This is a genomic window from Azovibrio restrictus DSM 23866 (genome assembly GCF_000429665.1).
GTDB classification, from domain to species: domain Bacteria; phylum Pseudomonadota; class Gammaproteobacteria; order Burkholderiales; family Rhodocyclaceae; genus Azovibrio; species Azovibrio restrictus.
This window is the reverse complement of the sequence record NZ_AUCH01000002.1, coordinates 178,104-190,337: the sequence shown is the minus strand read 5'-3', so window position 1 is coordinate 190,337 and position 12,234 is coordinate 178,104. Positions and strand designations below refer to the sequence as shown.

The window sequence follows — 12,234 nt, the reverse complement described above, 5'->3', positions numbered from 1 at the left end:
AAAACAATGGCTTGCATTATCTTCTGCGCTCACCTAGAAAGTGACCTGCCCTTCCAGGACAAGTCTTTGTTTTTCCTCGGCGTCTCTGTGCCTCTGTGGTTTAACTGAGGTTTTAAGGATGAACGCTCCCGCCTGTTTCGTCACCGGCACCGACACCGAAGTCGGCAAGACCTACGCCACCTGCGCCCTGCTCCACCGGGCCCGGCAGCTGGGCCGTACCGCCCTGGGGTTGAAGCCCGTGGCCGCCGGTACCGGCCCGGACGGCAAAAACGAGGACGTGGAAGCCATCCGCGCCGCCGCCAGCCAGCCCCTGCCGGAGCGCACCCTGAACAGCTACCTGCTGGCACCGCCCATCGCCCCCCACATCGCCGCCCGGGAAGCGGGGCTGGAACTCCGCTTCGCCCCCATCCTGGCCGCCCTGGCCGAAGCCCGTCAGCTGGCGGGGCCCGCCGGCCTGGTGCTGGTGGAAGGGGCCGGGGGCTTTCGCATTCCCCTGGGCCCGGACGGGGACAGCGCCGACCTGGCCGTGGCCCTGGGGCTGCCGGTGATCCTGGTGGTGGGCATGCGCCTGGGCTGCATCAGCCACGCCCTGCTGACGGCAGAAGCCATCCTGGCCCGGAACCTGCCCCTGGCCGGCTGGATCGCCAACTGCGTGGTCCCTGACATGAACCGCCTGGACGACAACCTGGACAGCCTCACCCAACTGCTCCCCGCTCCCTGCCTGGGCCTCATTCCCCACGGCCAGGCGGGCGGCCCCGCTGCGGCCACCGCCGCCCTGGAACTGCCCCCGGCCCTGGCCCGCTGAGCCGGGAAGCCGGCGCAGCAGCAACGCAACCCCCTGTCGGTTCCGTTCAAGACAGGGATGCCGGGGCCCGTCACAATGGGGCCATCTCAACCCAGGGAGTTCCCAATGCAACTCGGATATACGATCTTCTACGTGGACCACGTGGCCGCCAGCCTCGACTTCTACCGGGCCGCCTTCGGCCTGGAAACCCGCTTCCTGCACGAAAGCGGCGACTTCGGCGAACTGGAAACCGGGGCCACCGCCCTGGCTTTCTCCTCCCGCCGCCTGATGACCCAGCTCGGCAAGAACCCGGGCCGGCCCGATCCGGCAGCCCCCTGCAACGAAATCGCCCTGGTCACCCCGGACGTGGGCGCCGCCCTGGCCCGGGCCCTGGCCGCCGGCGCCCGGCTGGTCCAGGACGTGGAACACATGCCCTGGGGCCAGAGCGTGGCCTACGTGGCCGACCCGGACGGTTTCCTGGTGGAAATCTGCTCCCCCATGGGAGGCTGAGGCGGAACAGCCCCGGGATCACCCGTAACCGGGCTCGGCCGCCAGGGCCAGCAGTTCCGGCTGGCGGCGCAGGGCCCCGGGGGCCAGCCCGAACCAGCGGCGGCATTCCCGGTTCATGTGGGCCTGGTCCGCGTACCCCAGGGCTGCCGCCAGATCCACCAGGGCTACGGCATCCGCCCCGCCGCCGGTGGACAGGGCCCGGGCCAGCCGCCGCACCCGGGCCAGGCGCAGCCAGTAACCCGGCGGGCGCCCGGTGCCGGTACTCACCAGCCGCTCCAGACTGCGCTCCGAGACCCCCAGCCGGGTCCGGGCCCGGGCCACGCTGGGGGATTCCGCCAATCCCGCCAGGGCCTCCTCCAGACTGGCCTCCAGGGTGCCGCAGGCCGCGATCAGGGGCAGCGCCGCCGCGGCATCTTCCACCGTCCCCAGGGCAGCCAGCAGTTCCGCCTCGGGCAGACGGGTGCCCGGCAGCAGACGGTGGCCGGCGAAGGCCTCGCCGGCCAGGCAATCCACCGGGTAGGCCTGATCCGCCAGGGACGAGATGAACCACAGGGGCTCACCGCCAGGCGCCCGGCGCAGGATCAGGTCGCGGCAGCCATCCGGCAATACCGTGGAGCAGGTATCGCGCTCGGGGCAGAAACGCCAGGATTGCAGCACCAGGGAGACAGTGGTCAAGGGCAAACTCCGGGACCAGGAGGCCAGCCATTGTGCGTCGCCCGCCAGGGCCGGGCAAGCCGGCAAAAATCTCCATTGTCATTTTTCGGGAACCCGGACTAGGTTTAATGAGTCCGAAAGCCATCGATTCCGGGAAACCGCCCATGAAGACCCTGTTCCTCCCCACCATCGCCCTGATGGACCGCCTCCGTTATCCACGCAAGTTCGCCGTGATGGGCATCGTGGCCCTGTTCGCCGTACTGGTGCTGCTGTTCAATCTCTACCAGCAGTTGCAGGCCGTGGTCAGTACCACCACCCAGGAGCGGGCCGGCCTGAGCCAGATCCAGCCCATCAACCAGCTGGTGGCCGAGCTGCAGCAGCATCGGGGCCTGTCCTCGGGCATCCTGAACGGCAATGCCGCCCTGGAACCCCGGCGGGCCGAACGGCAAAAGGCGGTGGCAGCCGCCCTGGAGCGGGTGGAAGCGGTCCTGGACCCGGCCCTGCGCCAGGACCAGAGCTGGCAGGACCTGCGCGCCGGCTGGCAGGAGATCGTCCAGGACGGCCTGTCCCTGACCGCGTCGGAAAACCTGCGCCAGCATACGGCCCTGGTGCAGAAGTCCATGGACCTGATGCTGCTGGTGGCCGACGCCTCCACCCTGACCCTGGACCCTGAGCTGGATACCTACTACCTGATGGACACGGTGGTGGTGCGCATGCCCCTGCTGCTGGAAAAGCTGGCCCTGGCCCGGGGCATAGGCACGGGCATCATCGCCCGGCGGGAAGTCACCAGCCAGCAGCAGATCCTCATGGGCCAGCAGATTGCCGAGCTGCAGGCCAACCTGGACACCATGGCCAGTGGCATGACCAAGGTGGCCCGCTACGCGCCGGCGGCCGGGGCCCGGCTGCAGGACTTCAACCAGCGCTTTCCCCAGGACGCAAGAGCTGTGGCCCGGCTGATCCGGGAACAGATCATCGAGCAGCGCTTCGAAACCCCCTCCCAGGAATATTTCGACCAGGTCACCCGAGTCATCGACCAGGGCTATCAGGCCATGTTCCAGGTGCTGGCACCGGAGCTGGACCGGCTGCTGCAGGAACGCATCGAACGCTCCCGGGAGCACCTGCTGATCAACGTGGCCACCTCGCTCCTGGCCTTCCTGGGCTTCACCTACCTGGCCATCGGCGCCTACTACTCGATCCAGAACGCCATCGAACGGCTGGCCGCAGGGGCCGGACGTCTGGCCGAGGGGGACTTCAGCACCCGCTTCCAGCTCGACAGCCGCGATGAACTGGGGGATGCGGCCCAGCATTTCAACCGCATGGCTGAAGGGCTGGGGCTGCTGATCCGCCGGCTGCAGCAGGATGTGGACACCCTGCACGGCGCGGCCGGCCACCTGGCCGGCGCCAGCACCCAGATCGCCACCAGCGCCGGCACCCAGAGCGAATCGGCTTCGGGCATGGCCGCCTCCATCGAGGAAATGACCGTGGGCGTCAGCCACATCGCCAACAACGCCCAGGAAGCCCAGGACCTGTCGCGGGAATCGGACCAGGTGGCGGAACAGGGCGGCCGGGTCGTGCTGCAGGTGGTGGAGGAAATCCAGCGGATTGCCACGGCGGTGAACCATTCCTCCGGCCTCATCACCCGGCTCGGCCAGCAGTCCGAAGAAATCTCCAGCATCGTTGCGGTGATCAAGGAAATCGCCGAACAGACCAACCTGCTCGCCCTCAATGCCGCCATCGAAGCGGCCCGGGCCGGAGAGGCGGGCCGGGGCTTCTCGGTGGTGGCCGACGAGGTGCGCAAGCTCGCCGAACGCACGGCCGCCTCCACCCGGGAAATCGCCACCATGATCGCCAACATCCAGGACGGCACCCGGCAGGCCGTGCACAGCATGCAGGAGGGCGTGGCCCGGGTGGACAGCGGCGTGACCCAGGCCCAGCAGGCCGGAACCGCCATGCAACGGGTTCAGGATCAGGCCCTGCGGGTGATGCAGGTGGTGGAAGACATTTCCACCTCCCTGCGGGAACAGTCCACGGCCACCACGGAGGTGGCCAGGCACGTGGAACGGATCGCCCAGATGGCCGAGGAAAACAACGCGGCCGCCGGAGCAAACGCCGCCACCGCCAGCCAGCTCCAGACCCTGGCCGATACCCTCTCCCAGGAAGTGCAGCGCTTCAAGGCCTGAGGTCAGCCCCGGGTCACACCCCGGTTTGTACCTGGGGAGTCAGGCTGTCCCGGGCCAGGGTGATGCGGGTGCGGCCCGCCAGGGGGCTGGCTGGCGCCTTGCCCTGGGCGTCCAGGGGCAGCACCTTGTGAAAGACCACCGTGAAGCTGTCGGCGCTGACCGTGGCCGTGGCATAGCCCTGGGCATCGTGATCCACGTAGGCGAAGTCCGGGTTGTGGCCCTGCATCAGGGCGTCGAATCCGGCCGGGGTGGCCACCAGGCTGGCCAGGGCGGTGCTCCCGGCGGCCCGCTTCAGGTAGCTGTAGAAGGATGAGGAGCTGATGCCGGCCACCACGAAATCCACCAGGGCCGGGGTCCCCGTGGCCGGATCATCCCGGATGACGCCGCACTGGAAGGCGTGCAGGTCGCCGGTGATGGCCACCACGTTGCGGATGCCCTGGCTGTTCAGGTAGCCCGTCAGCTCCTTGCGGCAGGAGGGGAAGCCGTCCCAGCAGTCGGCATTGACCACGTAGATGTGCTGGTAGGGTTCGGGCATGGTGCGCAGATCCACCCACATCCGGTTCAGGGTGACCTCGTTGCCCCAGACCTTCCACTGGGCTTCGGACTGCTTCATGGTGTCCTTCCACCACTGGGTCTGGGTGCTGCCCAGCATGGAGGGCAGCCGTCCCTGGCTGGCCTGGAACGCCCCCTCCAGGGTGTCGAGCACGTCCTTGGGCACGAAATACCGGGCGCCCACGGAACTGTCCCCCTGGACCGGGTCGGCCCCGGTCTGCTGGGCGATCAGTGCTTCGCTGACCACGTGGTCGTCCCGGTACAGGCGCTCGTCGGTCATCACCAGATGCAGCAGCTGGCCGAAACGGAAGTCCCGGTAGATGCGGATGTTGTCGTAGGCGGCATTGCCCAGATCGAAGGAGACATCGCCGAAATCCACGGGCATGTACTCGGCCCAGGCCTGGTTGGCAGCCCGACGCCGGCTGGTTTCCTGGACATTGGCGTTGGTGTAGGTCTGGTGGTCCTGCCAGGCATCGTCACTGAATTCGTGGTCGTCCCAGATGGCAATCAGGGGAAACTTGCCGTGCACCGCCTGGATGCGGCTATCGCTCCGGTAGGTCTTGTAGAGGCTGCGGTAATCGGCCAGAGTCCGGGCGGCAGTGGAGCCGTCCGCCAGGAGCATGCCGTCGGGCAGGGTGATCTTGCCGTGGGCAGGCTCCACGGCACCGGACTGGAAGTCGGCCCCCACGGTCTCGTAGATGTAGTCCCCCAGGTGCACGGTGAAGTCCAGCTCCTCCTCCAGCATCAGGCTCAGGGCGCCCCAGTGGTTCACGCTCCAGTCCTGGCAGGTGAACCAGGCGAAGCGCATGTTCCGGCTCGCCGTGGCGGCCGGGGCCGTGCGCGCCCGGCCCACGGGGCTCATGTCCGCCCCGGCCACGAAGCGGTACCAGTAGAAAGTGTCGCTGGCCAGACCGGTCACCTTGGCCCGCAGCGTATGGTCGTAGGTGGCCGTGGCGGTCAGGGGTACATCCGCCACCAGGCTGGAAAATCCCTCGCTGGCGGAGACCTGCAGACGCAGGGCCACGTCGCCACCGCTCCCGTCGCTGGGCACACAGCGGCTCCAGAACACCACGCTCTCGGCCCGGGGATCGCCGCTGGCCACGCCCTGGGGAAAGCCGTAACGGCCGGAGACCTCCTCCTCCCCGTCGCCATCGCCGCCGTCGTTACAGGCGGACAGTCCGGCGGAAGCCGCCACCACGGTGAAGTACATGCTGCGACGCAGGAAGGAACGGCGGTCCATGGGAATCTCGGCTCGGAGTGGAAGAAGCCGGCGATTCTGGGGAACGGGCACTACCGGGGTTTTACATGGGGATGACGAAGCCGTGAAGGGGCCGGGGCCAGAACTCCGGAACGGGGGCCCGGCCTGCCCTGCTTTGGCTCCTGGCGCGGTCCGGAAAGGAAGATCAAGCCCTTGAGCAGCCCCCTCGGGAGCGGACCGGCCTGAACCAGATCCAGCCCATCAACCGGCCAGAAACAGCCGGCAGCACCGCTGGGGCACGATCAGCGGGAGCCCCCGCCGCCGGCCCCGCGCTTGACGAAAAACGGCTCCCGGCCATGCAGCGTCGCTTTCCTGGCTCGCTTTTCCTGCAGCCGCTCGGCATCCTCAAGACTCAGCTCGGCCGGTTTGCCAGGCTTTTGCCCCGCTGGAATCAGCCGGGCCCTGGGGGGCAACTCAAACTGCTCGGCAGATGCCCGGGGCAGGCTCTTGAATTGATATAGATAAAACCCTTCCACCTTCTCCCGCGCCCAATCCGTCTTTTTCAGGAATTTCACGCTGGATTCGATACTCGGGTTCTTGTTCTTGTTGAAGCAATTGATATTCAGGTAAGCGAACAGGATCTCGAAACCGTAGTAATCGACCAACTCGGTCACCATGTCCTTCAAACCCAGACCATGCAGCGGATTGTTCTCGTAAGTTACATCAGCATTCATGCGACACCTGCAAAGTAGTTGTCCTGACTCACGCGGAAAAACGCTCCTGCAACCAGGCCTTGATCTGGCCGGATTCATACAACCAGGTGACGCTGCCGTCCGCCCCGGTGATCTTCAGGCAGGGCACCATCACCCGGCCGCCCCCCTGTTCCAGTTCTGCCCGGTGCTGCGGATCGAACTGGGCGTCGCGCAGTTCGATCGGGAGGGACAGGCGGCGCATTTCCTGGCGCACCTTGATGCAGAACGGGCAGGTCCGGAACTGGTACAGGGCCAGCTGCCGGCAGGCCGCATCCACCCGGGCCTGGGCCTCGGGAGCGCGCACCATGCCCTTGGGGGCGGTGAGCCATTCCCCCAACAGCAGGAAGGGGCCAATGACGAGCCGCAGGATTTTGAAGAAGCCTCTGATCAACCATCTCATGGGGAAATTTCCTTTATTTTCTTGTAGATGCCCGGATACCGGGAGGGGCGCATTCTACAGGATCAGGCCCTCCCCTCCCCGCGCCGCCCCCACTTCGTCCAGCAATTCCAGGAAGCCCCGCACCGCCGGGCCACAGCCGCTCTGGCGTACAGCCACGGACAGGGAGAAATAGGCATCTTCCTCGGCAATGGGCAGGTAGCGCACCCGGGGAATGCGCACGCATTCCAGCGGCGCCGGCAACAGGGCCAGCCCCAGGCCGGCAGCCACCAGACCGATCTGGGTGGTGGCCTCCCGGGCGGTCTGGACGATGCGGGGTTCGAAACCGGCCCGGCGGCAGAGACGCTCCAGAATGGCGGGCAGGCCGGTGCCCACTCCCGGGGGAAAGGTGATGAAGGGCTCCCCCGCCAGCTCGGCAAAGCGCAGGGCGGGCCGGGAGGCCAGGGGATGGGCGGCATTCAGCACCAGCCGCAGGGGGTCCCGGCCGATTTCCCGGACACTCACCCCGGCAGGCAGGGGACCGCCCACGTAGCGCACCAGCCCCACATCCAGCGTGCCCTTGTCCAGGGCCTCCAGCTGGGCATTGGTGAAGGACTCGGTCAGTTGCAGTTCCACCTCCGGGTAACGCTGCCGGTAGGCATAGAGCAGGTCCGGCAGGGTCGAGGTGTAAGGCAGGGAGGAGGTGAAGCCGATGCGCAGCTGCCCCAGCTCACCCCGGGCCCGGCGCCGGGCTTCCTCGGCGGCGGCCTCCGTGTCGGCCAGGATGGCCCGGGCCCGGAGCAGAAAGCCCTGGCCGGCCTCGGTAAGCCGCACCCGGCGCTGGCTGCGCTCGAAGAGCTGCACCCCCAGTTCCTCCTCCAGGGCGCGGATCTGCATGGACAGAGGCGGCTGGCCCATGTGCAGGCGCTCGGCAGCCCGGGTGAAGTGCAGCTCTTCGGCCACGGCCACGAAATAGCGCAGATGTCGGAGTTCCATTGATACTTTTCGGAGATCAATCAATAGAAAAGAATATATTGGACCACTAGTCCGGAGGCAACTAGCATGGGGGCCATAACCACATCCGCCCTGCCCCATGTCCCCAGCCCCCCAGGATTCCACCCACCTCGAAGCCGGCACCCCCGCCTACCGGCGCGCCAATCTGGCCATGTTCGTGGGCGGCTTCGCCACCTTCGCCCTGCTCTACGGCCCCCAGCCCCTGCTGCCCCTGCTCGCCGGCCATTTCGGCGTCACCCCGGCCAGCGCCAGCCTTTCGGTCTCGGCCGGTACCGGTGCCCTGGCCTTGAGCCTGATTCCCGCCAGCCTGCTCTCGGACCGCTACGGCCGCGCCTTGCTGATGAAGTGTTCGCTGGTGGCCTCCGCCTTCTTTTCCCTGCTCGTGCCCCTGGTCCAGGACTTCCATCAGCTCCTGGTGCTGCGCGCCCTGATCGGCATCGCCATCGCCGGCCTGCCCGCCGCCGCCATGGCCTGGCTGGGAGAAGAAATCGCCCCCCGGGCCCAGGGCCGTGCCATGGGGCTTTACATCGCCGGCAACGCCCTGGGCGGCATGAGCGGCCGCTTCATCGCCGCCCTGGTGACCGAGTGGAGCAGCTGGCAGACGGCCTTCCTGGTCCTGGGCGTGATCGGGGCCCTGGCCGCAGCCCTGTTCTGGAAGAGCGTGCCCGCCTCCCGCCACTTCCAGGCCCGCAGCCTGCAGCCGGCGGCCCTGAAGGCCGACCTGGGACGCATCTTCCGGGACCCGGGGCTGCCGCGCCTGTTCCTCACTTCCTTCCTGCTCATGGGCGCCTTCGTGGGGCTCTACAACTACCTGGGCTTCCGCCTCCAGGCGCCGCCTTTCGGACTGAGCCAGACCGCCATCGGCGCCGTGTTCCTGCTCTACATGGTGGGCACCTGGGCCTCGGCCTGGTCGGGCCGGCTGGTGGACCGGATCGGCCGAAAGAACGTGCTGTGGATGATGGTGCTGGTGATGGGTAGCGGCCTGGCCCTGACCCTGGCCGGGCAGCTGGCGCTGCTGATTGCCGGAGTGGCCCTATTCACCTTCGGCTTTTTTGCCAGCCACACCACCGCCAGCGGCTGGGTGGGCCAGCGGGCCCGGGAACGGCGCGCCCTGGCGGCGGCCCTGTATCTGACCGGCTATTACCTGGGAGCCAGCATTCCTGGCTCCCTGGCGGGGCTGGCCTGGTCCCGGGGCCAGTGGCCGGGAGTGGCCCTGGTGCTGGGTGCCTGCGTCCTGGGGGTGCTGATCCTGGCCCTGCAGCTGCGCCGCCTGGCGGCGTCCCAGGCCTGAACCGCTGACCCCGCCGCTTGGCTCTACTTCTATCGCCACCAATTCTGGAGAATTACCCGATGAACGCTTTTGTATATGACGAAACTGGTTCGCTATCTCAGCCAATGCTGCACGATGCGCTCCTCTATCGCATCGACTTTGGCGGGAAGCAAGTGGCCTTGCATTGTCGTGCCCCCGATGGACAGGCAACAAGGATAGAGCTTCATGGCGTAGCCCACTTGTTCTCAACGGGTCTGGCGGAGCAAAACATTATCCTGGACATCTGCATTGAAGAAGATGCGGGGGTTTGTTCTCAAGCGCTCAACCACATTCTTCCTGGCGCGGGGGAGACTCAACAAAGGTATCGGACTGCGGTTCTTGAAAAGCTACAGCAAGGGGACCTGAAATTAATCCGGTTTTCGCCCTCGTACGGGGGCGAAATCATGGTTCTTTGCGAAGAAGCCGTGTATGAGAGTGATGTGTAAACGTTGCGCTGGTCTCCAGTGATAACACCCGCTTTGCTTGGCATACACGCTCCTTGGCGACAAGTATTGCCTCACACACAAAATTTCTGACAGGCCCAATCCCTTGAAGGCCGGCTCTCCGCTCGAAAAGGACGGCCTGTTCCGCAGATGTCGGCTGCGACGGATATCCACTCAGCAATCAGACTTCCTTGATTGGAGAGACCCTATGTTGAGTTCATTTCTTGAGTGGGCAAGGCAAGTAGAAGCTAGCCGGGGGACTGAATGGGTGGAAGTACGCGTAACCAAGGGACGGAACTCGGAAAATTCGTCAGCGCGACTCGACATAGACAAGCCTACGGCGGTCGCTCGTATTACATGCTGGAGAAGTGGCGACTACGATGCTGAAATCATCGACATTGAATCGGAGCGAACACTCTACTCTTGCCACGGAGTTTTCCTGCAGGGGCGGCCCATTGCGGAGCAGGTTTCCCCCTTCTTCGATGCACTTGACCTCGCGGTGAAGGAGTGACAATGACCAAACCCATGCTGTATGTGGACTTCAACGAAATGTTGGAACCTGACCTGGTACTGCTTTCAACAAGCGACACAAAAACTGCTTCTAATGGCGCGCTCGTGACACTAGAAGCAGGGCAGGAAGTGACCGTGTATATGGACGACATTGACGAACATGGAAATTCCGACAACCTGGTCGCCACAGGAATAGTGGAAGCCAACAAAACCGAGGGCTGGGGCACGCATGTGAAGTGGTGTTGCCGCATCGACGCCAACGGCATACTCCACCAGTCCAAGCGTTGACAAGATAATTTCTGGCCAAAGAAGAGGGAGCAGTTTGCCGACCACATCGAGAACGTAGTCAACAACCCGACTGCCTCTCGGCAGCTGAGTGGCGGCCGATCTGCCCACTGGGACGATACCAGCAGTACCGTTGTCATCAGGAATCCGCGAGCAGCTGACGGCAGCACTGCATATCAATCGACGAACAGTCGCCCTACTTTGACGCTTTGAGGTAATGGACATGGAAGTTATTGAAACTACTGGCGAGCACTCGCACATCGGCATCAGCCGTGATGAACTCCTGATCGTGAATGCAGCCCTGAATGAGGTATGCAACGGAATCGAGGTGTTCGAGTTCGAGACTCGGATCGGGGCAGACCGTGGGCGCGTTGCTGCTTTGCTCAAAGAGGTCGGCTTGTTGCTCGACAAGATGGATTCGGTGAACAGGTAAGCCGTCTGGACCGACTGCGAAGACGCCCGCCTTGCGCGAGGATTGATCCGCTGATTTAGTGATGATGACGCGGTAAAGGGTAGTCTTCTCTAACGTGGATACCGTGCATAGTGCTGCCGGCAAAGGCAACAAAATCACAGTCGGGGCTCAGCGGGAGGCAGAGGCAATTCTTCAGCAGGCGCGGCCCAACATCCCAGGCAGGAAACCCAAGGTCCGAAGACACATACCAAATGGCAGGATTGGTCTGGAGGCAAGGGAACCAGTGCCGAGGGAAATATCTACTTCAAATCCTTCAACGGCGGTTTCTAGTATGGATTTCAGTCTTCTTGGGACCTTAGTGCCCGACACAGAAGCGAAACAAATACGTGCCCATCTTCTGGCACGTCTTGACGGTTATTTCTTTTCGGCTCGCTCGGGTGCAATTCCCATCTCTTGCAGAATTGCGCCAACGGAGTTTGCGAATGAACTTCAAGAAAGTTGGTTCTCTGGGGTTCAAGCCGTGATCGTCTATATCGAAAACTACGGAACTATGATTCGTAGCACTGTGCCGGCGGTGCTTCAGTTTCTGAAAGCCCGAGAACCTTGGCAAGATTTTGACGTCTGCATCTTCGATGACGAGATAAGCTGGTGTGTCGCCTTGACCCACAACGATGAGGCGAAGCGGGTGAGACTGGACAATTAGGTAAACCATCCGCATGCCCTGAATCCGTCAGAAGGATCGGAAGGTCAAATTAATGACGAAGGAAAAGCCGCGAGAAGGTAGCTTGTTACGCATTTATCTGGGCGATGGAATGGATGCTTTCGCACGCCTACTTCCCAACTCCCAGGTTGCGCTGTATTCGCATCGAGTCCCTCAGGGCGACGCTCCACCATCAGACATCTTCGACTCGGAGCCTGTTTGGAGGCTAACAGTAATGAAGTCGGCGTTAACTTCGAACAGATGGCAAGTAGTGAGTTTCCATCCATTGGAGCCCGAGCTTGCCAAACCAGTTGAATATTTCATTAGAGATCGGCTTACTGGACGGTACTCGGTGTACCGCAGTTCCGATGGGCTCACCCGCGTGCGTACCTTTGAAGAGTGCAAGGGATTGGAAGCCGCTGCCGCGTGGGAGCCAGAGCATGTCGAAGATCGTCTTCGCGACTACTTTGCGGGACGTCCAAACCCCTGGGCGGAACAGCTTAAGGCCCCCCCCTGATGTTGTAGAGGTGGCGGCCCTGGCTCGCCCTCCTCCAG

General features: G+C 64.4%; 15 protein-coding genes. 10 read left to right on the top strand and 5 right to left on the bottom strand.

The features are described from left to right. The first annotated feature begins 118 nt into the window (after nucleotides 1–118). Complete coding sequence (gene bioD / locus G474_RS0102910) at nucleotides 119–805, top strand: dethiobiotin synthase (protein WP_026685665.1); 687 nt, start codon at nucleotides 119–121, stop codon at nucleotides 803–805. Nucleotides 806–910: 105 nt separating this feature from the next. Further along, a complete protein-coding gene (locus G474_RS0102905) occupies nucleotides 911–1,294 on the top strand; it encodes a VOC family protein (RefSeq protein WP_026685664.1) in 384 nt (127 codons plus the stop codon). An 18-nt stretch (nucleotides 1,295–1,312) separates the two neighbouring features. Here the strand turns inward: G474_RS0102905 and G474_RS19285 are convergent, their stop codons facing one another. Further along, nucleotides 1,313–1,969, bottom strand: coding sequence for a helix-turn-helix domain-containing protein (locus G474_RS19285; protein ID WP_051281755.1), 657 nt, complete (start codon nucleotides 1,967–1,969; stop codon nucleotides 1,313–1,315). A gap of 143 nt (nucleotides 1,970–2,112) precedes the next feature. Here G474_RS19285 and G474_RS0102895 point away from each other — a divergent pair, with 143 nt between their 5' ends. Then, nucleotides 2,113–4,128 carry a methyl-accepting chemotaxis protein gene (locus G474_RS0102895; RefSeq protein ID WP_026685663.1) on the top strand — a complete coding sequence of 672 codons (2,016 nt, stop codon included), beginning with the start codon at nucleotides 2,113–2,115 and terminating at the stop codon, nucleotides 4,126–4,128. 13 nt (nucleotides 4,129–4,141) lie between these two features. On the opposite strand, the gene G474_RS0102890 is transcribed toward G474_RS0102895, so the two are convergent. The 4 genes from G474_RS0102890 to G474_RS0102875 form a co-directional block, all read right to left on the bottom strand. Then, nucleotides 4,142–5,920, bottom strand: a complete 1,779-nt coding sequence (locus G474_RS0102890) for an alkaline phosphatase D family protein (protein WP_026685662.1) — start codon at nucleotides 5,918–5,920, stop codon at nucleotides 4,142–4,144. Nucleotides 5,921–6,180: 260 nt separating this feature from the next. Then, on the bottom strand, nucleotides 6,181–6,612 hold the full coding sequence (locus tag G474_RS19280) for a VF530 family protein (RefSeq protein ID WP_051281752.1): 432 nt from the start codon (nucleotides 6,610–6,612) through the stop codon (nucleotides 6,181–6,183). Nucleotides 6,613–6,640: 28 nt separating this feature from the next. After that, nucleotides 6,641–7,030, bottom strand: coding sequence for a glutaredoxin family protein (locus G474_RS0102880; protein ID WP_026685661.1), 390 nt, complete (start codon nucleotides 7,028–7,030; stop codon nucleotides 6,641–6,643). A 54-nt stretch (nucleotides 7,031–7,084) separates the two neighbouring features. Beyond that, a complete protein-coding gene (locus tag G474_RS0102875; protein ID WP_026685660.1) occupies nucleotides 7,085–8,002 on the bottom strand; it encodes a LysR family transcriptional regulator in 918 nt (305 codons plus the stop codon). Nucleotides 8,003–8,171: 169 nt separating this feature from the next. Between G474_RS0102875 and G474_RS0102870 the strand changes: the two genes are divergently transcribed. The 7 genes from G474_RS0102870 to G474_RS24640 all read left to right on the top strand — a co-directional run bounded on the left by G474_RS0102870 (nucleotide 8,172) and on the right by G474_RS24640 (nucleotide 12,196). Continuing rightward, entirely contained in the window at nucleotides 8,172–9,311 is a 1,140-nt protein-coding gene (locus G474_RS0102870; protein ID WP_026685659.1) for an MFS transporter, read from the top strand. A gap of 59 nt (nucleotides 9,312–9,370) precedes the next feature. Further along, nucleotides 9,371–9,775, top strand: a complete 405-nt coding sequence (locus G474_RS0102865) for a hypothetical protein (RefSeq protein WP_026685658.1) — start codon at nucleotides 9,371–9,373, stop codon at nucleotides 9,773–9,775. A gap of 205 nt (nucleotides 9,776–9,980) precedes the next feature. Then, nucleotides 9,981–10,283 (top strand): immunity protein TriTu family protein, encoded by a 303-nt coding sequence (locus tag G474_RS24550; RefSeq protein WP_026685657.1) that lies wholly within the window; start codon nucleotides 9,981–9,983, stop codon nucleotides 10,281–10,283. Nucleotides 10,284–10,285: 2 nt separating this feature from the next. Then, nucleotides 10,286–10,570, top strand: a complete 285-nt coding sequence (locus G474_RS0102855; RefSeq protein ID WP_026685656.1) for a hypothetical protein — start codon at nucleotides 10,286–10,288, stop codon at nucleotides 10,568–10,570. Nucleotides 10,571–10,790: 220 nt separating this feature from the next. Continuing rightward, nucleotides 10,791–11,000, top strand: a complete 210-nt coding sequence (locus G474_RS0102850; protein WP_026685655.1) for a hypothetical protein — start codon at nucleotides 10,791–10,793, stop codon at nucleotides 10,998–11,000. Nucleotides 11,001–11,310: 310 nt separating this feature from the next. After that, a complete protein-coding gene (locus G474_RS23135; protein WP_156919129.1) occupies nucleotides 11,311–11,682 on the top strand; it encodes a hypothetical protein in 372 nt (123 codons plus the stop codon). Nucleotides 11,683–11,734: 52 nt separating this feature from the next. Then, a complete protein-coding gene (locus G474_RS24640) occupies nucleotides 11,735–12,196 on the top strand; it encodes an Imm26 family immunity protein (protein ID WP_483771126.1) in 462 nt (153 codons plus the stop codon). Nucleotides 12,197–12,234 lie beyond the last annotated feature (38 nt).